The 23,137-nt window shown below is 27.9% G+C and carries 17 protein-coding genes and 1 pseudogene; 14 read left to right on the top strand and 4 right to left on the bottom strand.

Translation table 11 applies throughout. The features are described from left to right. Positions 1–167 precede the first annotated feature (167 nt). A complete protein-coding gene (gene creD, locus BQ2505_RS00700; protein WP_074015916.1) occupies positions 168–1,610 on the bottom strand; it encodes a cell envelope integrity protein CreD in 1,443 nt (480 codons plus the stop codon). A 163-nt stretch (positions 1,611–1,773) separates the two neighbouring features. Further along, the gene (gene nox, locus BQ2505_RS00695; protein WP_074015915.1) at positions 1,774–3,108 is read right to left on the bottom strand and encodes a H2O-forming NADH oxidase; all 1,335 of its coding nucleotides are present in this window, start codon (positions 3,106–3,108) and stop codon (positions 1,774–1,776) included. A 607-nt stretch (positions 3,109–3,715) separates the two neighbouring features. On the opposite strand from nox, the gene BQ2505_RS00690 reads away from it, so the two are divergent. The 3 genes from BQ2505_RS00690 (at position 3,716) to BQ2505_RS00680 (ending at position 4,687) form a co-directional block, all read left to right on the top strand. Further along, complete coding sequence (locus BQ2505_RS00690) at positions 3,716–3,916, top strand: cold shock domain-containing protein (RefSeq protein WP_074015914.1); 201 nt, start codon at positions 3,716–3,718, stop codon at positions 3,914–3,916. A gap of 238 nt (positions 3,917–4,154) precedes the next feature. Beyond that, positions 4,155–4,421 carry a type II toxin-antitoxin system RelB/DinJ family antitoxin gene (locus BQ2505_RS00685; protein ID WP_074015913.1) on the top strand — a complete coding sequence of 89 codons (267 nt, stop codon included), beginning with the start codon at positions 4,155–4,157 and terminating at the stop codon, positions 4,419–4,421. Then, the gene (locus BQ2505_RS00680) at positions 4,421–4,687 is read left to right on the top strand and encodes a Txe/YoeB family addiction module toxin (protein ID WP_074015912.1); all 267 of its coding nucleotides are present in this window, start codon (positions 4,421–4,423) and stop codon (positions 4,685–4,687) included. Before BQ2505_RS00685 ends, BQ2505_RS00680 begins: the two co-directional genes overlap by 1 nt. A gap of 250 nt (positions 4,688–4,937) precedes the next feature. On the opposite strand, the pseudogene BQ2505_RS09020 reads toward BQ2505_RS00680, so the two are convergent. Further along, a pseudogene (locus tag BQ2505_RS09020) lies at positions 4,938–5,102 on the bottom strand (EamA/RhaT family transporter); the annotation flags it as partial. A 222-nt stretch (positions 5,103–5,324) separates the two neighbouring features. Here BQ2505_RS09020 and BQ2505_RS00670 point away from each other — a divergent pair. From BQ2505_RS00670 to deoD, 8 genes are all read left to right on the top strand, one after another. Continuing rightward, the gene (locus tag BQ2505_RS00670) at positions 5,325–6,305 is read left to right on the top strand and encodes an MBL fold metallo-hydrolase (RefSeq protein WP_074015911.1); all 981 of its coding nucleotides are present in this window, start codon (positions 5,325–5,327) and stop codon (positions 6,303–6,305) included. Between the two features lie 78 nt (positions 6,306–6,383). Further along, positions 6,384–6,635 (top strand): glutaredoxin domain-containing protein, encoded by a 252-nt coding sequence (locus BQ2505_RS00665; protein ID WP_074015910.1) that lies wholly within the window; start codon positions 6,384–6,386, stop codon positions 6,633–6,635. A gap of 100 nt (positions 6,636–6,735) precedes the next feature. Further along, entirely contained in the window at positions 6,736–8,439 is a 1,704-nt protein-coding gene (locus tag BQ2505_RS00660) for a proline--tRNA ligase (protein WP_074015909.1), read from the top strand. An 18-nt stretch (positions 8,440–8,457) separates the two neighbouring features. Further along, on the top strand, positions 8,458–8,931 hold the full coding sequence (locus BQ2505_RS00655; protein ID WP_074015908.1) for a YehS family protein: 474 nt from the start codon (positions 8,458–8,460) through the stop codon (positions 8,929–8,931). A gap of 16 nt (positions 8,932–8,947) precedes the next feature. Next, a complete protein-coding gene (locus BQ2505_RS00650) occupies positions 8,948–11,410 on the top strand; it encodes an ATP-dependent DNA helicase (RefSeq protein ID WP_074015989.1) in 2,463 nt (820 codons plus the stop codon). 10 nt (positions 11,411–11,420) lie between these two features. Then, on the top strand, positions 11,421–13,493 hold the full coding sequence (locus tag BQ2505_RS00645) for an HD family phosphohydrolase (RefSeq protein ID WP_074015907.1): 2,073 nt from the start codon (positions 11,421–11,423) through the stop codon (positions 13,491–13,493). A gap of 14 nt (positions 13,494–13,507) precedes the next feature. Continuing rightward, the gene (gene ybeY, locus BQ2505_RS00640; protein ID WP_074015906.1) at positions 13,508–13,996 is read left to right on the top strand and encodes an rRNA maturation RNase YbeY; all 489 of its coding nucleotides are present in this window, start codon (positions 13,508–13,510) and stop codon (positions 13,994–13,996) included. A 20-nt stretch (positions 13,997–14,016) separates the two neighbouring features. After that, entirely contained in the window at positions 14,017–14,727 is a 711-nt protein-coding gene (deoD, locus tag BQ2505_RS00635) for a purine-nucleoside phosphorylase (protein ID WP_074015905.1), read from the top strand. Positions 14,728–14,915: 188 nt separating this feature from the next. On the opposite strand, the gene BQ2505_RS00630 is transcribed toward deoD, so the two are convergent. Further along, entirely contained in the window at positions 14,916–16,343 is a 1,428-nt protein-coding gene (locus BQ2505_RS00630; protein WP_074015904.1) for an aminotransferase-like domain-containing protein, read from the bottom strand. A gap of 133 nt (positions 16,344–16,476) precedes the next feature. Here BQ2505_RS00630 and megL point away from each other — a divergent pair, with 133 nt between their 5' ends. The 3 genes from megL (at position 16,477) to nifJ (ending at position 22,912) form a co-directional block, all read left to right on the top strand. Continuing rightward, positions 16,477–17,667: a methionine gamma-lyase gene (gene megL, locus BQ2505_RS00625; protein WP_074015903.1), complete on the top strand. Its 1,191-nt coding sequence runs from the start codon at positions 16,477–16,479 to the stop codon at positions 17,665–17,667. A gap of 51 nt (positions 17,668–17,718) precedes the next feature. Then, complete coding sequence (locus BQ2505_RS00620) at positions 17,719–19,074, top strand: Na+/H+ antiporter NhaC family protein (RefSeq protein ID WP_074015902.1); 1,356 nt, start codon at positions 17,719–17,721, stop codon at positions 19,072–19,074. A gap of 265 nt (positions 19,075–19,339) precedes the next feature. Further along, a complete protein-coding gene (nifJ, locus tag BQ2505_RS00615) occupies positions 19,340–22,912 on the top strand; it encodes a pyruvate:ferredoxin (flavodoxin) oxidoreductase (RefSeq protein WP_074015901.1) in 3,573 nt (1,190 codons plus the stop codon). Positions 22,913–23,137: the final 225 nt, after the last annotated feature.

Genomic DNA, 23,137 nt, shown 5'->3' with positions numbered 1-23,137 from the left:
TCAAAGAAAAAGAAGGACTATTGTAATAAAAATTGCAATAGTCCTATTTTATTTATAAGGAAAGTATAAAATTAAATAACTAAGTTAGTCTCTTGACAGCCGTATGAGTTCTACGAGCTCAATAAACATAGGCTCTTCGAACTAATACGGACGTCAGAGACTTTTTTTTATTTTTCTCTATTTTCAAGTCTTTCAAAAATTTCAGTGTTTTTTGTTAGGTACATAACAACATAAAGTACAGTAAGTATCAATAGACTTCCAGTTAGTAAAGCATATTGCTCCATTCTTAAGATAGAAAATAATATTGCATAAATACCACTTAAGAAAAAGAACATTCCGATTCCAAGTTTTTTATTTGAAGTTAGACTCATTATATATAAGGAGTTTGGAATAACTATAGCTAATGAGGAAATTAAATAAGCCCATTCAAAGCCTATATGCTCTGATAAAGATAGTAATAGTAGGTAAAAAATAATAAGAGATAGTCCTACAATTAGGTATTGTACATAGTGAGTAAATCTTCTGCTAATTACTTCAAATATATAAACTATGACCAAACTCATCATAATAAACAAGATTCCGTATTTACTTGCTCTAGTGATTTGAGTATAATCTGTTATAGAATCAAATAATCCAGTTTTTATAACAGTATTTTCATTATTAGAGTTATTTTCATCATAGGAATCATCGTAATAGGAATCATCGTAATAGGAATCATCGTAATAGGAATCATCGTAATAGAAATCATCGTATTTATCTTCGTTTATATCTATAATTTGAGGATAATTTCTAACTAAATTTGAAACCTCCCATTTAGCTGAAAAACCGTTATTATTGATATTTTTTTCACTTGGTAAGATGCCTGAAAAACTTGGAGATTTCCAATTTGAACTAATTTCGATATTGTTTTTCTTTCCAAGAGGTAATATTGAAATATCCTTACTTCCTCTAAAGTCTATATCAATTTCAAAAGGAATTTTTTCTTCTTCTAAAATTTTATTAAAATCTAATTTAAGTTCGGCAGATATTCCATTAGTGATTAAAGGAACAGCCATAGTTCCAGACATAGCATCTAAATCTTTTTCTAAATTTCCTATTTTTAATTTATTGATTTTTATAAGAGCTTTAGTGTCTGATAATCCAATAGATAAATAAGATTTAATTTTTTTGTTTTTTGGAAAATCTTTAGGCGAAAAAAAACCTTTTAATTTCATATTTGCATTATAGACAGTGGCATTATATATTCCTCTTTGTCTTATTTCATCTTTTATTTTAATAATTGCATTAAGCTCATCAGGAAGTATTACAAATTTCTTTTCAACTGGAACCACTGCAAGAGTTTTTGAATTAATGATATCTTTTTCATTATCTATACCTGTATCTGTATATGAAATAGTAATTACAGGAGCTATAATTTTTTGATTTTTTCCCCATTCATTACCAATGCTAATTACAGTTTTATTATATAAATCACCTCTATCAAAAATTAAACTTCCAATAAACGATAAAGGTATTTGTAATAAAAGTGAAAAAATAAATAAGAATATAATTTTTTTCATAATTGGGGAAGTTTTTTTTGTGTAAAATTTTTTTTGTAAGTTATTTTCCATAGTTCTCCTTTCAAATTTAATAAAAACACTGAGAGCTGTATAGGTTTATAAGCTCAAAAAAACAAGTTAAATAAATAATAAAGTCCCTTAATACATATTCTATGAAATTATAACATAGATAATGGAAATCAGGGACTAATTTTTATATTTATTTTTGTGCTTTCTATTTAGCTCCAAGAGCAGCCATAGTTATATAGTTGTATGGTTTATTAAAATGAGGTAAGAATAATATATCTAATAGTTTAAATTTGTCAATAGTTACACCTTCTTGTATAGCTAAAGAGAATACATGCATAGCCATAGAAATATCATATTTAGAAGACATTTGAGCTCCTATTATTTTTCTGTTATCTTTTCTATATACGATTCTTATATAAACCTCTTCGTTATTGTGTTCCATAAATTCTGGTTTTTGTAAGTCATGGAAAGTAGTTTCTAATGCTTCTATTCCTAATTTTTCAGCTTTTTCTAAAGTAAGACCAGTAGAAACCATATTTAATCCAAATATAGAAATACCATTAGAACCTTGAACACCAACACTTTCTATTTTAGTTCCACATACATTATGAGCAGCAATAATTCCAGATCTAACTGCATTAGTTGCAAGAGCAATATAGTTTACATCATTGATTGAATTATCAAAAACAGTAGCACAATCTCCAATAGCATAAACATCATCTAAATTAGTTTTTTGAGTTTTATCTACCACATAGGCTCCATTTTTAAATAAAGTTATTTTATCTTTTCCTAAATCTGTATTAGGTCTGAATCCAGCACATAAAATAACCATATCTACTGGTAATTCTCCCTTATTAGTTATAATTTTTTCAACTTTACCATTTCCTTGAATTTCTTTTACTAATTGATCATATTCAAGGTTAATTCCATGATTTTTTAATTGTGCATCCATTTGATCTCTAAATATTTTATCGTAATAAACAGATAGACAACCTTTAGCAGCATCTATTAAATAAACTTCTTTTCCCCATCTTTTAAATGCTTCTGCAAGCTCAACTCCGATGTATCCAGCTCCAACAACAGCTACTTTTTGAATATTTTTGTTAGAATCTAACTTATCTATAACTTCTTGTGCATTTTGGAAAAGTTTTACATATTGTACATTTTCTAATTCTTTTCCAACAATTGGTAAATTCATAGGTAAAGAACCAGTTGATAAGATTAGTTTGTCATATTTTTCTTCGTATTTTTCTCCATTTTTTCCAGTAGCATATACAATTTTATTATCAAAGTCAATATTAGTAACTCCAGTTTCCATATGAATTTTAGCACCTTTAGCTTCTAATTTTTCTTTTGATGAATAAAAAAGACCTTCAGAACCTGCAATTTGATGTCCTATCCATAATGCCATTCCACAACCTAAAAAACTAATATTAGAATTTTGGTCGAATACAACTACTTCATTTCCTTGATAATTATCAAGCATTGTGTTGATACAAGCTGTTCCAGCATGGTTTGCTCCTACTACAACTATTTTCATTACAATCTCTCCTTTTTTTTATTCTCTAAGAAAGTATAAATTTAATATAAAAATTAGTCTCTTGACAGCCGTATGAGTTCTACGAGCTCAATAAACACAGGCTCTTCGAACTAATACGGACGTCAGAGACTTTTTTTTATATACTTAATTAATATAATTTCTTAACTATTTATATATTACACTTTTTTGTAAAAAAAACAATACAGTTTTTTATTTTCTTATGATTTTTAATAAAAATAAGGCAAAAATGATTATTTTTAGTTCAATTATTATTTTAAAAATTATTTTTAATCTATAAAAAAGTCTAAAAAACATAAAATGTTATATTTAGTCATTAAATTTTCACTTAAGATTTTTATTTTTTAAATAAATTGTTTAAAATTTAAAAAAAAATTAAAAAAATAGTATACATCTATGAAATTTTATAGTATAATATGTCAAGGTAAGATATATAACTTTTTAGATTGAATTATTCTTTTAATATTGTGATAAGTGATTCTTTTTAGTTCCTTTTTCTAATATTAAATTTCTATATGCTTTTATAGATATATTCATTTATGTTAGTTATTTATTTTTAATCATATTTATTTTTATGGAGGTTTACAAAATGAAAGGTACTGTTAAATGGTTTAACAAAGAAAAAGGGTTTGGATTTATTACTGGTGAAGATGGAAAAGATGTTTTTGCACACTTTTCACAAATTCAAAAAGAAGGATTCAAAGAATTGTTTGAAGGTCAAGAAGTTGAGTTTGATATAACTGAAGGACAAAAAGGACCTCAAGCTTCTAATATAGTTATAGTTAAATAATAATATTATTAGAGAATTTTAGCTGTTGTAGAAATACAACAGCTTTTTTATTCTATAGGAAAGTATAATAATAAATAAAGAAAATTAGTCTCTTGACAGCCGTATGAGTTCTACGAGCTCAATGAACACAGGCTCTTCGAACTAATACGGACGTCAGAGACTTTATTTTTTAAACTTGACTTTTTCAAATATAAAGATATAATATATACAATATAAAGATAATAAAGGAGGTTTTAAAATGTCGATGAAATTAATAAATATTAGAATGGATGAAGATTTGAAAAAAGAAATGGAAATTGTTTGTAATGACTTAGGTATTAATATAACAACTGCATTTACTATATTTGCCAAGAAATTAACAAGAGAAAAGAGAATCCCTTTTAATGTATCAATAGACCCTTTCTATTCAAGTGAAAATATAAAAGCCTTACAAAACTCAATAGATGAAGTAAAAGATGGTAAAGTTATTATGAAAACTATAGAAGAATTGGAGTCTATGGAGTAATGAAAATTAGTTTTTCTATTCAAGCTTGGGAAGAATATTTATATTTTCAAAGTCAAGATAAAAAGACATTAAAGAAAATAAATGAACTAATAAAAGATATTGAAAGAAATGGTGTATTGAATGGAATAGGTAAGCCTGAAAAACTAACTAATAATCTTAGTGGACTATATAGTAGAAGAATCAACGACAAAGATAGATTAGTTTATAAGTTAGAAAATGATTTTATAATTATCTTACAGTGCAAAGGGCATTATAATGATAATTAAAAACATAATAATACTAATTAATATCAATGTATACTTTATACTTTAATTTCTACAAAAAAGCCCGAACATGCAAAAAGTTGAAGGCTTTTTTGCTTTATAGGAAAGTATAAAGTTAAATAGTAAAATAAAGTCTCTTGACAGCCGTATGAGTTCTACGAGCTTAATAAATACAGGATCTTCGAACTAATACGGACGTCGGAGATTTTTTTTATTTTTTGAAAAGTTGAATGAAAAAACAATCTCTGTAACGAGGAGAGCTGTATCTAAATAATAAAAGAAATCCGTAAAATACTGCTGAAATAATATTTATAAGAGCAACTATTCCTAAAAGATTACCGTTTTTAACTTTTTGTAAGTTATATGAATAAAAAACAAAAGAGACTCCTATTATTATTCCACTTACTATTGCCCACCAAATAAAAAGACTGTTACATTAGACGAATGTAAATCCCAAGTGTTAGGCTCTATCGAAATTTCATCCATATCTCTCTGAATTTTATCCATAAAATATCCACATTCTAGCCCCTATTTTTAAATAAAATACTCTAAAATAAAATATTAATATTTTTATAATATCTAAAAAAGCTATTTTATTGTATAATATGAATAAAAGATTTTTATTGAAAGAGGTGTAAATATGCTAAATGAAATTCAAAAAAATATATTTTTAGTTGAAGTACCGTTACCAAAAAATCCTTTAAGAGCATTAAATTGCTATTTTATAAAAAATGGAGATAATATTTTAGTCATCGATAGTGGTTTTGACCATGAAGAAAGTGAAAAAATATTCTTTGAAGCTTTAGAAGAATTAGGAGCAAAAATTGGGAAAACAGATATGTTTTTAACTCATTTACATGCTGATCATTCAGGACTTGCTCTAAAATTTAAAAATAAATATCAAGGAAAAGTTTATTGTAGTCAAATAGATACAGATTATATTAACCAAATGAAACACGAGCTATATGCTGATAGATTTGTTCCCACTTTAAAAGTTATGGGAATAGAGCCTGATTTTAAATTTTTTGAAACTCATCCGGGGCTTGTATATTGTGTAAAAGGGAAATTAGATACTACAATTGTTAAAGATGGAGATATTATAGATTTTGGAGATTATAAGTTTGAGGTTATTGATTTGAGTGGTCATACTCCTGGACAAGTTGGTATTTATGATAAACAACATAAAATTTTATTTTCTGGAGATCATATTTTGAATAAAATAACTCCTAATATAAGTTTTTGGGAATTTAAATATGAAGATATTTTGGGGACTTATCTTAAAAATTTAGATAAAGTTTATAATATGGAGGTAGATGTTATCTACTCAGCTCATAGAGGAATAATAGATAATCCAAAAACTAGAATAGATGAGTTAAAAAAACATTATGCAGATAGGAACGAAGAAGTCTATAATTTGTTAAAAGATGGAGAGAAGTTTACGGCTGTTGATATTGCTAGAAAAATGCATTGGGATTATAGAGCAAATAATTTTGATGAGTTTCCTAATAATCAAAAATGGTTTGCAACAGGAGAAGCACTAGCAAATTTAGAGCATCTAAGAGCTATAGGAAAAGCTAGAATGGATTTCGCTAATGAGGTTGCTTTTTACTCTGTTATATGAGTATAGAGTATAATTTTATGAATTATGCCAGAACGCTTTATTTAGTCGTGAGAGATTCAGAAAAAAAGGAAGGTATGTATGTTAAAAATGTATGGAACTATGCTTTGTCCAGATTGTGTTGAAGCGAAGGAGTATTTTGAAAAAATAAATTACAAATATGAATTTATAGATATTACAGCAAGTATAAGAAATTTAAAAGAATTTCTTTATTTAAGAGATAATAGAAAAGAATTTGAGGAAATGAAGAGATTAGGATATGTATGTATTCCAGCTATCTTAACAGATGACAATGAAATAATTTTAGGAGATGACATTTTTGAAATAAAGTAAAGTAAAAAATATTTGAATTGATAAACTAGAAAAAAAATGTAAATTGTGATAAAATTCTAAGGAATAATAAAGGATTTTATTGAAAAAAGTGGAGGAAAAAATGAGATTCAGTAAAGCGTATATAAAGACTTTGAAAGAAACACCTAAGGAAGCTGAAATAGTTAGTCATAAGTTGATGTTAAGAGCTGGAATGATAAAAAAATTAGCAAGTGGTATTTATGCATATTTACCATTAGGATATAGAACAATTAGAAAAATAGAAAATATTGTTCGTGAAGAAATGGATAGAGCAGGAGCTCAAGAACTTTTAATGCCAGTTGTTCAACCGGCTGAACTTTGGCAAGAAAGTGGAAGATGGAATATAATGGGTCCTGAAATGTTAAGATTAAAAGATAGACACGAAAGAGATTTTGTTTTATCTCCAACACAAGAAGAAATGATAACAGCAATAATAAGAAGTGATATTTCTTCTTATAAATCACTTCCTATTAATTTATATCATATTCAAACAAAATTTAGAGATGAAAGAAGACCTAGATTTGGACTTATGAGAGGTAGAGAGTTTACAATGAAAGATGCTTATTCTTTCCATACTTCTCAAGAATCATTGGACGAAGAATTTTTGAATATGAGAGATGCTTATTCAAGAATTTTTACAAGATGTGGGCTAACATTTAGACCTGTTGATGCAGATACAGGAAATATAGGTGGAAGCGGTTCACAAGAGTTTCAAGTGTTAGCTGAATCAGGAGAAGATGAAATTATTTATTCAGATGGTTCAGACTATGCAGCAAATGTTGAAAAAGCTGTAAGTGAACTTATAAATCCTCCAAAAGAAGAACCAAAAGAAGTTGAACTTGTTCATACACCAGATTGTCCAACAATAGAAGCACTTGCAAAATATTTAAATGTACCTATGAATAAGACTGTAAAAGCTCTAATGTATAAAGATATGGGAACAGATGAAATTTATATGGTTCTTATAAGAGGAGACTTTGAAGTAAACGAAGTAAAATTAAAAAATATTTTAAAAGCAGTAGAAGTAGAAATGGCAACTGATGAAGAAATAGAAAAATTAGGATTGAAAAAAGGATATATTGGGCCATACAAACTACCTACTGAAGTAAAAATAGTTGCAGACTTATCAGTTCCTGAAGTTTCAAATCAGATAGTTGGTTCTCATCAAAAAGACTATCACTATTCTAATGTAAATTATGGAAGAGATTATAAAGCAGATATAATTGATGATATAAGAACAGCAAAAGCTGGGGAAAATTGTATTACAGGTGGAAAACTTCATTCAGCTAGAGGGATTGAATGTGGACAAATATTTAAACTTGGTGATAAATATTCTAAGGCTATGAATGCAACATATCTTGATGAAAAAGGACAAACTCAAGTTATGTTGATGGGGTGCTATGGAATAGGAGTTACTAGAACTATGGCAGCAGCAATAGAGCAAAACTATGATGAAAATGGGATTATATGGCCTGTATCAATAGCACCATATATTGTTGATGTGATTCCGGTGAATGTAAAAAATGAAGCTCAAATAAAATTAGCTGAAAAAATTTATACTGATTTACAAAATGAAAATATAGATACTATGATAGATGATAGAGATGAAAAACCAGGTTTTAAATTTAAAGATGCTGATTTAATTGGATTTCCTTTCAAAGTTGTAGTTGGAAAAAGAGCTGATGAAGGAATTGTTGAAGTAAAGGTAAGAAAGACAAATGAAGTTTTTGAAATATCAGAAACTGAAGTTATATCTAAAATAAAAGAATTAATAAAATTATATTAATTTAAGAAAAGAGGAAAAATGACAAATAATGACTTTTTGAGAAGATTGAGATATGCTTTAAATTTAAAAGATAAAACTATGGTTCAAATATTTAAGTTAGGTAAAGTTAATTTATCTGTTGAAGAAGTGCTTGATTATTTAAAAAAAGAAAATATAGATGAAGGTTTTAAAAAATTGAACAATGCAAATTTAATGGCTTTTTTAGATGGATTAATAATATTTAAAAGAGGAGAAAAAACAGATGGAAAACCTGTTCAAGAAGTAAAAATAACAAAAAATAATTTGAATAATATAATTCTTAGAAAATTAAGAATAGCATTATCTTTCAAGAGTTATGATATGCAAAAGGTTTTTCATTTAGGTGGAGTAGAAATATCTGATGGGGAACTAAGTGCTTTGTTTAGATCAGAAGGACATTCTAATTATAAGGAATGTGGAGATAAATATATAAGAGTTTTTCTCAAAGGATTAATAGAATTTTACAGAAATTAGAAAGATGGGAATGGTTATGGATATAAGAAAAAGATTTTCTGAGGAGAGTTTGCTGGAAATAAAAAAATATTTAGAAGAAAATGAAGATAAATCTATTCTTTTAAAGGCAACTTTAGATGAGGAAGAACTTATCCATAACCCATTTTTTTTATCAATTTATAAAAGAAAAAATTTTGAGAATATTTTAGAAAATATTAAAAAAAATGAGATAATAATAAGAACTACAAAACCTCAACAACTTTATCCTAGTGATGCAGAGCTAGAGCTATGTGAAAATTTGATAAATAAAAATATAGGATATTGTTTGTTAAGTTCAGATTTAGATGATTTTTATTTTGTTCAAGATATAGAAAGAGAATATTTAAATAGAATAAACATAGATAATTATTTTTCGAAAAAAGGGAAATTAGTTGAAGAAATTAAAAATTTTGAATACAGAAAAGAACAAGAGGAAATGGCTAAATTTATAGAGGAAGGTATAAATGATGATAAGAAAGTCATTGTAGAAGCAGGAACAGGGACAGGGAAAACCTTGGCATATTTAATACCTGCTATAAAATGGGCTATTGAAAATGATAGGAAAGTTGTAATAGCAACAAACACTATTAATTTACAAGAGCAACTTCTACATAAAGATATTCCTTTAGCAAAAAGTGTAATAGGAGAAGATTTTAAATACTATCTAATAAAAGGTAGGAGTAATTATCTTTGTAAAAGACTTTTTAATGAATTGGCTATTAATAGTAAAAAAAATATAGATATAGATAATTTAACAGATGAAGAAAAAAAACAGTTAGAATATATATTAGATTGGGGAACTAAAACAAAAACAGGAGATAAGGCAGATTTACCATTCGAAGTGTCTTATGAAGTATGGGAAAGAATACAAAGTACTTCGGAGTTATGTGTGGGGAAAAAATGTCCTTATAGGAAAAGTTGTTTTTTTGTAAAAACAAGAGAACAGAAAATGGAGGCTCAAGTATTAATTTCAAACCATCATATATTTTTTGCTGATTTAAATATTAGAGAAGAAACAGAATTTGATAGTGAATATCTAATTTTACCTAAATATGATATGGTAGTTTTTGACGAAGCTCATAATATAGAGTCTGTTGCAAGGAGTTATTTCTCTGTTGAAGTTTCAAAGATATCTTTTTCAAGACTTTTAAATAGAATTTATAATAAAAGGAATGCAAAAAAAAGAGAACAGACTGCTTTAAGAAAATTGGAAACTACTTTTGATGAGTCTCTTCTTGAAGAAAATAGTGAAGAGTATATTAAAATTTTAAATGATTTAAAAGAAGAAATTTCAAATTTACACAAGTTGTCAGATGATTATTTTTCAGAAATTGAAAAAACTTATGAAAATAATGCTTTCGATACTCCAATAAGAAAAACTTTAAATGATTTTGAAGTTAATAAATCTAAATTTTTGGAAAAAACAAGAGAGAAAAGAGAAGAGTTTTTGAGAGAGATTTATTCGTTGGATAAAAAAATGAAAAGACTTTCTCAAATAATTTCTGATGATAAAAAAAATCCAGAAGTTACAAATTTTGATAATCACTTAAAAATATTTGAAAAATATATTGTGAACTTTAATTTTATAAATAATTTTGAAGATAAGGACTACATTTATTGGTTAGATATAAATGCTAAGAGAACAAATGTTGTTTTAACAGCAACACCTCTTAATATATCGAAAAAATTAAATTCTGTTTTATATGAAAATTTAAATAGATTAGTTTTTGCTTCAGCAACTTTAGCAACAGATGGAAGTTTTAAATATTTTAAAAATTCTCTGGGGCTTAATGGAGAAAAATGTAGAGAAAAAATTATAGACTCTCCCTTTAATTATGAAGAACAAATGTCAGTTTATATACCAACAGATATATTGGATTCAGAAAATATAAATGCATTTATTAATGATGGAAGTAAGTTTATTTTAGATATATTGAAAAAAACAAAGGGGAAAGCATTCATTTTATTTACTTCATACAGTATGTTGAATGCTATTTACTATTCAATACAAAATAATTTAAAAAGATTAGGTTTTGAAGTATTTCTACATGGTGAAAAACAAAGAAGTCATATAATAAAGGAATTTAAAGAGGCGAAAAACCCAGTTTTATTTGGAACTACTTCTTTTTGGGAAGGAGTAGATGTTCAAGGGGAAAATTTAAGTAATGTAATTATAGTTAAACTTCCGTTTTTAGTTCCAACAGACCCCGTAGTTGCAGCTGTTAGTAGAAGAATAGAGGAAAATGGAGGAAATTCATTTAGTGATTTTCAATTACCAGAGGCTATTATAAAATTTAAACAAGGTGTAGGACGTCTTATTAGAAAAAAAACAGATAGTGGAAATATATTTATATTGGATAGTAGAATTTATAAAAAAAGATATGGTTCATCCTTTATAAAAGCACTTCCAATGAAAAAAATTAAATTACTTGAGAAAAAAGAGATATTAGATTTGTTGTAAGGAGAAAAGTATGAAAAAATTTACTTTATTTGGCTTTAAATTTTCTTTGGATATAAAAAAAACTGAAGAAAATGAAGAAGAAAAATTTTCCGATAGTTATTTGCTCAAAGAAAAAGTATTTTACTTACTTTTAGCATTTTTCTTGATAACAATATCTTCAAAAATACCAATATTATTTAGAAATAATAACTATATGGTTGGAGATGTTGTAAAATCGGATATATATTCATCTAAAACTATTGTTTTTAGAGATAAAGCTGCAAAAGATAAGATAATACAGGATATGATAAATAATTTTGATAAAGAATATATTTATTCAAGTGATGCAGCTGATATATATTTAACAGAATTTGAAAATTTTGATAAAGAAATAATAGCTATAAAAAAGGGAAAGTTAGAAAATTTTGATTACGGTAGTTTTGAAAAAAAGACAGGGAAAGCACTTTCGAGTAAATTAATAAAAAGAATTTTAGAAAAAGATGAAAAAACAATCAATAAAACATTTGAAAAAATTGGGAAAATACTGAAAAAAGCTTACTCACAAGGAGTATATAGAGAGAATAACTCAATAAAAATAAATGAACCTGTAAATTCCGAAATAAACGAGTTAAATAGTTTAGAAAAAGAGATTGTAGAGAATTTTTTAGTACCAAACTATATTTATGATGAAGAAAAAACTAAAAATATAATAAGTGAAAAAGTTTCACAAATAAAAGATCAGTATATAGAAATAAAAGCTGGAACATTAATAGCAAAAACAGGAGAGGTTTTAACAGAAAGAAAAATAAATATTTTAGATAAATTAGGAATATATAACTATAAAATGAGTATATTTATAATTCTTCTAAATATAGTATTTTTATTGGTAATTTCAAGTATATTTAATGTAGTTACATTAAGATTTTATAGCAGAGAAATACTACAAAAAAATAAATATAGGGCCTGTTTTCTTTTAACAGTAGTCACTTTACTATTATTTAGAATAGTTCCAAGCTCAATGATATACTTATTGCCTTTTGATACAATATTATTATTGTTATTATTTATAACTAGGCCTAGATTTAGTATATTTTTAACTATGATAATGTTAGCTTATATATTACCGATGACAGATTATGATTTAAAGTATTTTACAGTCGAAGTAATTACAATACTTGCAACAGGCTTTTTAAGTAAAAATATGGGAACTAGATCTTCAATAATTGCTACTGGAATACAATTAGCTATTTTAAAAATACTTTTATACTTAATTTTGAGTTTCTTTTCAGTTGAAGAAAGTTTTGAAGTGGCTTTAAATACAATTAAAATGTTTGTTTCTGGAATGTTTTCTGGAATGATAACAATAGCTCTTTTACCATATTTTGAAAAGACATTTAATATATTAACTGTCTTTAGACTTATAGAGTTAGCAGATTTATCTCATCCGTTACTTAGAAAGCTTTCGATAGAAGCTCCGGGAACTTTCCAACATTCAATGATGGTTGCAACTTTATCTGAAAATGCAGTTATTGAAATTGGAGGAGATGCTATATTTACAAGAGTTGCTTGTTATTATCATGATATTGGAAAAACAAAAAGACCTCAATATTATGTGGAAAATCAATCTAATGGGACAAATTTACATGACAGTATTTCTCCTTTTATGAGTAAAATGATAATCTTAGCTCATACTAGAGAGGGAGCTGAAATGGCTAAGAGATATAAAATTCCAAAAGAAATTAGAGATATTATGTTTGAACACCAAGGAACAACTTTACTTGCTTATTTTTATAATAAAGTGAAGAAAGATAATCCTGAAATACCTGAAGAAGAATTTAGATATTCTGGACCAAAGCCTCAATCAAAGGAATCAGCTGTAATTCTTTTGGCTGATTCGATAGAAGCTGCTGTTAGATCTTTAGATGTAAAAGATCCTGTTAAGATTGAGGAAATGGTTAGAAGAATTGTTAATGCGAAAATTAGTGACAATCAGCTTTCAGATGCAAATATAACATTTAAGGAAGTTGAAACTATAATAAATTCTTTCTTAAAGACGTTTAGTGCTATATATCATGAAAGAATTAAATACCCTGGTCAAAAATAAAAATGGAGGAGAAAATGGATTTAGTAGTTGATTTTAGTTGTGATATATCAGATGAAAAATTTGATGAATTTATAGATGAATTAAATGCGAATGATTATTTAGAAAACTATATAAAGAAAGTATTAGAAATTGAAGAGATTGAGTCAGATAGACCACTTTATTTATCTTTATTATTGACAGATAATGAAAAAATACAAGTTATTAATAGAGATTTTAGATCAAAAGATGCCCCAACTGATGTAATTTCCTTTGCTTATCATGAAACAGAAGATTTTAATATAGGACCCTATGATACTTTGGGAGATATTATTATTTCTCTTGAAAGGGTAGAAGAACAAGCTAAAGAATATAATCATTCATTTAAAAGAGAATTTTATTATGTTTTAACACATGGAATATTACATATTTTAGGCTATGATCATATAGAAGAAGAAGATAAGAAAATAATGAGAGAACGAGAAGAAATAATTTTATCTTCTTTTGGATATACTAGAGATAACTAAAAATAAGGAGAAGAGTGTTTATGAGTATTCATATTGCAGCTAAGATGGGAGAAATTGTTGATACTGTTTTATTACCTGGAGATCCAAAGAGAGCTAAATGGATAGCTGAAAAATATTTAGAAGATGTAGTTTGTTATTCAGATATAAGAGGAATGTTTGGATTTACAGGAGTATATAAAGGGAAAAGGATATCTGTTCAAGGTACAGGAATGGGGATTCCTTCAATGAGTATTTATGCTACAGAGTTAATGAAAGACTATGGTGTAAAAAATTTAATTAGAGTCGGTTCAGCAGGTTCATATCAAAAAGAAATTAAAATAAGAGATGTTGTTGTTGCAATGTCAGCTTCTACAGACTCAAATATAAATAATAGAAGATTTCCAAATGGAAATTTTTCACCGACAGCAAATTTTGAACTGTTCGAAAAATTACTAGAAACTTCAAAAGAGTTAAAAATTAATATAAAAGCAGGAAATGTATTAACGAGTGATGAATTTTATAACGATGATCCAAATTATTACAAAAAATGGGCAGATTTTGGAGTGTTAGCTGTTGAAATGGAAACGGCAGGACTTTATACACTGGCTTCAAAATATAAGACTAAAGCTTTATCAATTTTAACTGTATCTGATTCTTTAGTTAGTCCTGAAATTACTACTTCAGAAGAGAGAGAAAAAAGTTTTTCAGAAATGATAGAACTAGCTTTAGAAACAGCAGTAAAGATAAAATAAATTTATAAATAAAATTAATCCCTGACATCTATTTGACTTGTAAAAACTTATAGGACTGTCAGGGGATTTTATTTATTCTATAGGAAAGTATAAATTTAAATGCTTATTAGTCTCTTGACAGCCGTATGAGTTCTACGAGCTCAATGAATACAGGCTCTTCGAACTAATACGGACGTCAGAGACTTTATTTACATATCTAAATTTTCACAATGATTCAGAATATCTTCTATTATTTCAACACCTTTTTTAATTTCTTGCATAGAAGCCGAAACTATACTAATTCTTATTCTTGATTTCAACTCTTTAGTAGTAGAGCTAAAAACAAAGCTTGGAAGAATACTAAGCCCACGAAGTTTACACTTATAATAAAATTTCTCACTATCTATGTAGTGTGCAAGTTTGAGCCAAATAAAAAAGCCACCTTTAGGCTCAAATATAACTTCAATATGCTTAATATTTTGAAGTAAGTTTAAAGTGAAATCCATTTTTTCTTTTAAAACATTTCTAAGGTTAGATAGGTGTTTGTCTAAAAGCCCTCTTTTAATAAAAAATTCTAAAAATTTTTGATTTATTCCAGATGTTGTAGTTTCAATAAAATATTTGTTTAAGCTTAGGTTTTCTATATATTTTTTAGGTGGAATAAATAAAGCTAAAGAAATTCCTGGCATAACAATTTTTGAAAAAGTTTTAATAAAGAAAACTCTATCATTTTTATCTAATGCTTTTAAAGAATGAGGAGTTTTTTGAGAGTAATAAAAAAAATCAGAAAAACATTCATCTTCAATAATATAAAAATCAAACTTTTCAGCAAGAGCCAATAAATGTCTTTTTTTAACAAAACTCCAACTAATTCCAGTTGGATTTTGAAAATTTGTCATAATATAAACAAAATCTATTTTTTTATTTTTTAATAAATTTTCAAACTCTTTCATATTCCAGCCATCATATTGTAAGTCTATATACTCAATATCACAAAAGTTTTTTAATATAAAGATTGCATTTTGATAGGTTGGATTAGATAATGCTATAGTTTTTTTAGGATTTATTCCAAAAGAGGTACTAATAAGTTGAAGTGCCATTTGAGTACCAGAACATAGAATCATATTATTTTTATCAGAAATAATTCCATATTTTTTTGTGAAATCACTTAAAACTTCTCTTAAACTTTCTAAGCCCTGTATATTTTGATAACCCATCAAAGAATTTATATTTTCTTTATCGTTTAAAATTTCATTTAATAATTTATTATAATCTTTGATAGGAAAAAATTCCTTAGGGGGTGCTCCATTTGAAAGATTAATTTCAGTTTCTTTAGAAAACTGCCCGAATTTAAAAGTGTTTAAAATGGGTGTCATTCTCACACTAATATCGTTGTTATAACCTTTTTTTATAAAACAACCTTTACCTTTCACACTATATAAATATCCTTCGTCTTCTAAAATATGTATTACTTTTAAAACAGTATTTGGATTAACGTTATATCTTATAGATAATTGTCTTACAGAATAGTATTTTTGATTTTCTTTCCATTTCTTTTCAATAATAGTTTTCCTTAAAATATCATAAAGTTGAGTTGAAATAGAGATATCAGATTCTCTAATAATTGAATCTTTCATAGAAATATCCTCCTTATAAAAGTGTACTATGACAGTTTTTAGTATAAAATATTGAAATTTAAAACTATTAATACTATTATTATAATATAAAAAATTAAAATATCAAATTTTATTATATAAGGAGGACTAGATTATGGAAATGAGAAAAAAAGGGTTAGGGACAGTGGCTATACATTCAGGAACAGTTAAGAATTTATATGGGACTTTAGCAGTACCTGTATATCAAACTTCAACTTTTATTTTTGATTCAGCAGAACAAGGTGGAAGAAGATTTGCTTTAGAAGAAGGAGGATATATTTATACGAGATTAGGGAATCCGACAACAACAGTTTTAGAGGAAAAAATAGCAGCTCTCGAAGAAGGAGAAGCAGCTATAGCGACTAGTTCTGGTATGGGAGCTATTGCTTCAACATTATGGACTGTTTTAAAAGCTGGAGATCATATTGTGACTGATAAAACACTTTATGGTTGTACTTTTGCTTTGATGAGTCATGGTTTAACTAAATTTGGGATAGATGTAACTTTTGTTGATACTTCAAATTTAGAAGAAGTAAAAGCAGCTATGAGAGAAAATACAAGAGTTGTTTACCTTGAAACGCCTGCTAATCCTAATTTAAAAATAGTTGACTTAGAAGAAGTTAGTAAAATAGCACATAAGAATCCAAATACCTTAGTTGTTGTAGATAATACTTTTGCTACACCTTATATACAAAAACCTTTAACTTTAGGTGCCGATATTGTAGTTCATTCGGTAACGAAATATTTGAATGGACACGGAGATGTAATAGCGGGTTTAGTTATAACTAATAAAGAACTTGCAACTCAAATTCGTTTTGTTGGATTGAAAGATATGACAGGTTCTGTTTTAGGACCTCAAGATGCTTATTATGCAATTAGAGGAATGAAAACTTTTGAAGTACGAATGGAAAGACATTGTAAAAATGCTCAAATAGTAGCTGAATTTTTAGATAAACATTCTAAAATAGATAAAGTATATTATCCAGGATTAGCTGGACATGTTGGATATGAGATAGCTAAAAAACAAATGAAAGCTTTTGGTGGAATGATTTCATTTGAATTAAAAGGAGGATATGAAGCAGGAATAACTTTATTAAATAATTTAAAATTGTGTTCTTTGGCTGTTTCTTTAGGGGATACAGAAACTTTAATACAACACCCTGCTTCAATGACACATTCTCCTTACACAAAAGAAGAAAGATTAAAAGCAGGAATTACAGATGGTTTAGTAAGATTATCTGTTGGTCTTGAAAATGTTGAAGATATAATAGCTGACTTAGAACAAGGTCTTGAAAAAATTAAATAGAAGGAATGAGTAGAGAAGTAAACTGTACTATAAAATTGTGGAGGAAACGCTATGGAAAACGATGAAAATAAGAAAAGTTTTATAGGATTAGTACCATTTATTGTGTTTATTTTGATATATCTTGGAACAGGAATATTATTACATTTAAAAGGAACAAAATTAGCTTTTTATCAATTACCTGGACCAGTAGCTGCTTTTGTTGGAATAATTGTAGCTTTCTTAATTTTTAAAGGGAAAATACAAGATAAATTCACAACATTTTTAGAAGGTTGTGGGCATCCAGATATAATGACAATGTGTATTATATATTTATTAGCCGGAGCTTTTGCAGTTGTATCTAAAGCGATGGGAGGGGTTGAGGCAACAGTTAATTTTGGAATAACTTATATTCCACCTCAATATATAGCAGTTGGATTATTTATAATAGGTGCATTTATTTCGACAGCGACAGGAACTTCAGTTGGAGCTATAGTTGCATTAGGACCTATAGCAGTTGGTCTTGGAGAAAAAAGTGGTGTTCCTATGCCGCTTATATTGGCTGCTGTCATGGGTGGAGCAATGTTTGGAGATAATTTATCAGTTATATCTGATACAACTATAGCAGCGACTAAAACACAAAATGTTGAAATGAAAGATAAGTTTAGGATAAATATGTATATAGCATTACCAGCAGCAGTGCTAACAATAATTTTGCTATTCTTGTTTGCTAGACCAGAAGTTATACCAGAAGTTGCAAGTCAGGATTATAAATTGATAAAGGTATTTCCATATATTTTTGTATTGGTAATGGCTTTAATTGGAGTAAATGTTTTTGTTGTTCTTGCATCAGGGGTTATTTTGTCAGGATTTATAGGACTTTTTTATGGAGATTTTACTTTACTTAGTTTTGGTCAAGAGATATATAATGGTTTTACTAACATGACAGAAATATTTGTGCTTTCTCTTTTAACAGGTGGTATGGCACAATTGGTAACAAAAGAAGGTGGAATTGAATGGGTTATTCAAACTGTTCAAAAATTTATCTCTGGTAAACGAAGTGCAAAAATTGGGATAGGACTTTTAGTTTCACTTGCAGATATTGCAGTTGCAAATAATACTGTTGCAATACTTATAACAGGAAATATAACTAAAAAAATATCAGAAAAATATGAAGTCGATGCAAGAGAAAGTGCAGCATTTTTAGATATATTTTCTTGTATTTGGCAAGGATTAATACCTTATGGAGCTCAAATGCTTATATTATTAGGATTTGCAAATGATAGTGTATCTCCAATAGAAATAATTCCTTTATTGTGGTATCAGGTATTGTTAGGATTTTTTACTATAATATATATATTTGTTCCTAAAATAAGTGAGATAACTTTAAAAATAGTTGACAGAAAAAATAAGAAAGATGAAAAAATATAGTTTGTATTAAAAAAGTCTCTTGACAGTCGTATGAGTTCTACGAGCTCAATAAACACAGGCTTTTCGAACTAATACGGACGTCAGAGACTAATTTTTTCTATTTATTTTTATACTTTCCTATACAATAAAAAAAATTAGAAAATCGGGAAAAAATTCTTTATTTTTTTTAATAAATGATATATAATATGTTTGTAAAAACGATATATTAAACTAAAAAAGTATTTTTAAAATAAAAATAAACTATATTTATTGAGGAGGATACAAAATGAAAAGAGTTATGAAAACGATGGATGGAAACCAAGCAGCAGCTTATGCTTCATATGCTTTTACAGAAGTTGCAGGTATCTACCCAATAACACCTTCTTCACCAATGGCAGAATATGTTGATGAATGGGCATCGAAAGGAATGAAAAATATATTTGGAGTTCCAGTTAAATTGGTTGAAATGCAATCAGAAGGAGGAGCAGCAGGGACAGTTCATGGTTCTTTACAAGCGGGAGCTTTAACAACTACATATACAGCTTCACAAGGTTTGCTTCTAAAAATACCAAATATGTATAAAATAGCTGGAGAACTATTGCCAGGAGTAATACATGTTTCAGCTCGTTCTCTATCAGCACAAGCATTATCAATCTTCGGAGATCATCAAGATATATATGCTACAAGACAAACAGGATTCACTATGATGGCAAGTGGTTCCGTTCAAGAAGTTATGGATATGGCAACGGTAGCTCATTTAACAGCGATAAAAACAAGAGTTCCAGTATTACATTTTTTTGATGGCTTTAGAACTTCACATGAAATTCAAAAAATAGAACTTATGGATTTTGATGTTTGCAATAAATTGGTAGATCATGAAGAAATACAAAGATTTAGGGATAGGGCATTAAATCCAGAACATCCAGTTACAAGAGGAACAGCACAAAATGATGATATTTATTTTCAAACAAGAGAAGTTCAAAATAAGTTTTATGATGCAGTGCCAGATATAGCTGCTCATTATATGGAAGAAATATCAAAAGAAACTGGAAGAGAATATAAACCATTCAAATATAGAGGAGCGATTGATGCAGAAAGGGTTATAGTTGCTATGACATCCGTATGTCAAACTGCTGAAGAAACTGTTGATTACTTAGTAGAAAATGGAGAAAAAGTTGGGTTAATAACAGTTCATTTGTATAGACCTTTCTCTGAAAAATATTTCTTTAATGTACTACCTAAAACAGTTAAAAAAATTGCTGTACTAGAAAGAACAAAGGAACAAGGAGCTCCAGGTGAACCATTATTGTTAGATGTTAAATCAATATTTTATGGAAAAGAAAATGCTCCAGTAATAGTTGGAGGAAGATATGGACTTTCTTCAAAAGACACAACACCAGCACAAATAAAGGCTGTTTTTGATAATTTATTATTAGATGAGCCTAAGACAAATTTTACAGTTGGAATAGTTGATGATGTTACGTTTACATCTCTTGAAGTTGGAGAAAAATTAAATGTTGCTGATCCGACAACTAAAGCTTGCTTATTTTATGGATTAGGGGCAGATGGAACGGTAGGTGCTAATAAAAACTCTATCAAGATCATAGGAGATAAAACAGATTTATATGCACAAGGATATTTTGCTTATGATTCTAAAAAATCTGGAGGAGTTACAAGATCGCATTTAAGATTTGGAAAGAATCCTATAAAATCAACATATTTAGTATCGAGTCCAAGTTTTGTAGCTTGTTCTGTTCCGGCTTATATAAATCAGTATGATATGACTTCCGGATTAAAAAAAGGTGGAAAATTTCTTTTAAACTGTGTTTGGGATAAAGATGAAGTTTTAGAACATATTCCAAATAATATAAAATATGATTTAGCAAAAGCAGAAGCTAAGTTTTATATTATTAATGCAACAAAACTTGCTCAAGAAATTGGATTAGGACATAGAACAAATACTATTATGCAATCAGCTTTTTTCAAATTAGCAGAAATAATTCCTTATGAAGAAGCACAACAATATATGAAAGATTATGCTTATAAATCTTATGGTAAAAAAGGTGACGATGTAGTTCAATTAAACTACAAAGCAATAGACGTGGGAGCGGAAGGATTAGTTGAAATAGAAGTTGATCCTAATTGGGTAAATTTAGAAATTAGAAATAAAGAAAAAGTAGAAAAACATAATGATACTTCAAATTGTAAAACAGAGTTGTTAACATCTTTTATCAAAGATATAGTAGAACCAATTAATGCTATTAAAGGGAATGAATTACCGGTATCAACTTTTTTAGGAAGAGAGGATGGAACTTTTGAAAATGGAACTGCTGCTTTTGAAAAAAGGGGAGTAGCTGTTGATGTTCCTCAATGGGATATGGATAAATGTATACAATGTAACCAATGTGCATATGTTTGTCCACATGCTGCAATTAGAGCATTTTTAATAACAGAAGAAGAAAAGAAAAGTTCCCCAGTTGAATTTGAAAGTAAAAAAGCTACCGGAAAAGGCTTAGAAGACTTGACATACAGAATACAAGTTACACCACTTGATTGTACAGGTTGTGGTTCATGTGCAAATGTCTGCCCAGCTCCAGGAAAAGCTCTTAATATGAAGCCTATAGCTACAGCATTGGGAAATCAGGAAGATAAAAAAGCAGCATATATTTATAGTGAAGTGAGCTATAAAAATGATAAGATAGCAACAAACACTGTCAAAGGCTCACAATTTTCTCAACCATTATTTGAATTTAATGGGGCTTGTCCAGGTTGTGGAGAAACACCTTATTTGAAAGTGATTTCTCAAATGTTTGGAGATAGAATGATGGTAGCTAATGCAAGTGGATGTTCTTCAGTTTATAGTGGTTCTGCACCGTCAACACCATATACAAAAAATTGTTGTGGAGAAGGACCTGCATGGGCTTCATCATTATTTGAAGATAATGCTGAATACGGTTTTGGTATGCATGTTGGAGTTGAAGCTCTTCGCGATAGATTACAACATATAATGGAAATTAATATGGAAGTAGTCAGTCCCGCATTACAAGGATTATTTAGAGAGTGGATAGAAAATAGAGCTTATGCAGCTAAAACTAGAGAGATTAGTCCTAAAATTTTAGCTTTATTAGAAGGAAAAAATGATAAATATGCTAAAGAAATTATAGGATTAAAACAATATTTGATAAAAAAATCTCAATGGATAGTTGGAGGAGATGGTTGGGCATATGATATAGGATATGGTGGACTTGACCATGTTCTTGCTTCTAAAGAAGATATAAATGTCATTGTTATGGATACAGAAGTATATTCTAATACTGGAGGTCAATCATCTAAAGCTACACCAACAGCTGCCGTTGCAAAATTTGCTGCTGCCGGAAAACCTTTGAAGAAAAAAGATTTAGCTGCTATTTGTATGAGCTATGGACATATTTATGTTGGACAAGTTTCTATGGGAGCAAATCAACAACAATTTTTAAAAGCTATACAAGAAGCGGAAAGTTATAACGGGCCATCAATAATTATAGCTTATTCACCTTGTATTAATCATGGAATAAAAAAAGGTATGTCAAAATCTCAAACAGAAATGAAACTTGCTACTGAATGTGGATATTGGCCAATATTTAGATATAATCCTACATTAGAGACACAAGGAAAAAATCCTTTACAACTAGATTGTAAGGAACCTAAGTGGGAGTTATATCAAGAATATTTGATGGGAGAAACAAGATATATGACTTTGAAAAAATCCAATCCGGAAGAAGCAAATGAGTTATTTGAAAAGAATATGTTTGATGCTCAAAGAAGATGGAGACAATATAAAAGACTTGCAAGTCTTGATTTCTCAGAAGAAAAAAGATAAATAAAAAAAATATTATTTAAAAAGTAAAAATAGTTAGTTATTTAGTAGATTTCTTAACAGTAAAAAAATGGAGAGTTTGCTGGGCTCACTCTAATTTAATTTTTTATCCAAAATCTACAATTGTAATTAATTTATTTTTACTTTTTTACTATACTTAAATAAAAAAAATGGTCTCTTGACAGCCATATGAGTTCTACGAGCTCAATGAACATAGGCTCTTCGAAC

This window comes from Fusobacterium massiliense (assembly GCF_900095705.1).
GTDB classification, from domain to species: domain Bacteria; phylum Fusobacteriota; class Fusobacteriia; order Fusobacteriales; family Fusobacteriaceae; genus Fusobacterium; species Fusobacterium massiliense.
This window is presented reverse-complemented; position numbering and strand designations above follow the sequence as displayed.

Bases quoted from the DNA above. Each gene is read 5' to 3' on its own strand.
- creD (WP_074015916.1), bottom strand. From the start codon at position 1,610: ATGGAAAATAACTTACAAAAAAAATTTTACACAAAAAAAACTTCCCCA.
- nox (WP_074015915.1), bottom strand. From the start codon at position 3,108: ATGAAAATAGTTGTAGTAGGAGCAAACCATGCTGGAACAGCTTGTATC.
- BQ2505_RS00690 (WP_074015914.1), top strand. From the start codon at position 3,716: ATGAAAGGTACTGTTAAATGGTTTAACAAAGAAAAAGGGTTTGGATTT.
- BQ2505_RS00685 (WP_074015913.1), top strand. From the start codon at position 4,155: ATGTCGATGAAATTAATAAATATTAGAATGGATGAAGATTTGAAAAAA.
- BQ2505_RS00680 (WP_074015912.1), top strand. From the start codon at position 4,421: ATGAAAATTAGTTTTTCTATTCAAGCTTGGGAAGAATATTTATATTTT.
- BQ2505_RS00670 (WP_074015911.1), top strand. From the start codon at position 5,325: ATGCTAAATGAAATTCAAAAAAATATATTTTTAGTTGAAGTACCGTTA.
- BQ2505_RS00665 (WP_074015910.1), top strand. From the start codon at position 6,384: ATGTTAAAAATGTATGGAACTATGCTTTGTCCAGATTGTGTTGAAGCG.
- BQ2505_RS00660 (WP_074015909.1), top strand. From the start codon at position 6,736: ATGAGATTCAGTAAAGCGTATATAAAGACTTTGAAAGAAACACCTAAG.
- BQ2505_RS00655 (WP_074015908.1), top strand. From the start codon at position 8,458: ATGACAAATAATGACTTTTTGAGAAGATTGAGATATGCTTTAAATTTA.
- BQ2505_RS00650 (WP_074015989.1), top strand. From the start codon at position 8,948: ATGGATATAAGAAAAAGATTTTCTGAGGAGAGTTTGCTGGAAATAAAA.
- BQ2505_RS00645 (WP_074015907.1), top strand. From the start codon at position 11,421: ATGAAAAAATTTACTTTATTTGGCTTTAAATTTTCTTTGGATATAAAA.
- ybeY (WP_074015906.1), top strand. From the start codon at position 13,508: ATGGATTTAGTAGTTGATTTTAGTTGTGATATATCAGATGAAAAATTT.
- deoD (WP_074015905.1), top strand. From the start codon at position 14,017: ATGAGTATTCATATTGCAGCTAAGATGGGAGAAATTGTTGATACTGTT.
- BQ2505_RS00630 (WP_074015904.1), bottom strand. From the start codon at position 16,343: ATGAAAGATTCAATTATTAGAGAATCTGATATCTCTATTTCAACTCAA.
- megL (WP_074015903.1), top strand. From the start codon at position 16,477: ATGGAAATGAGAAAAAAAGGGTTAGGGACAGTGGCTATACATTCAGGA.
- BQ2505_RS00620 (WP_074015902.1), top strand. From the start codon at position 17,719: ATGGAAAACGATGAAAATAAGAAAAGTTTTATAGGATTAGTACCATTT.
- nifJ (WP_074015901.1), top strand. From the start codon at position 19,340: ATGAAAAGAGTTATGAAAACGATGGATGGAAACCAAGCAGCAGCTTAT.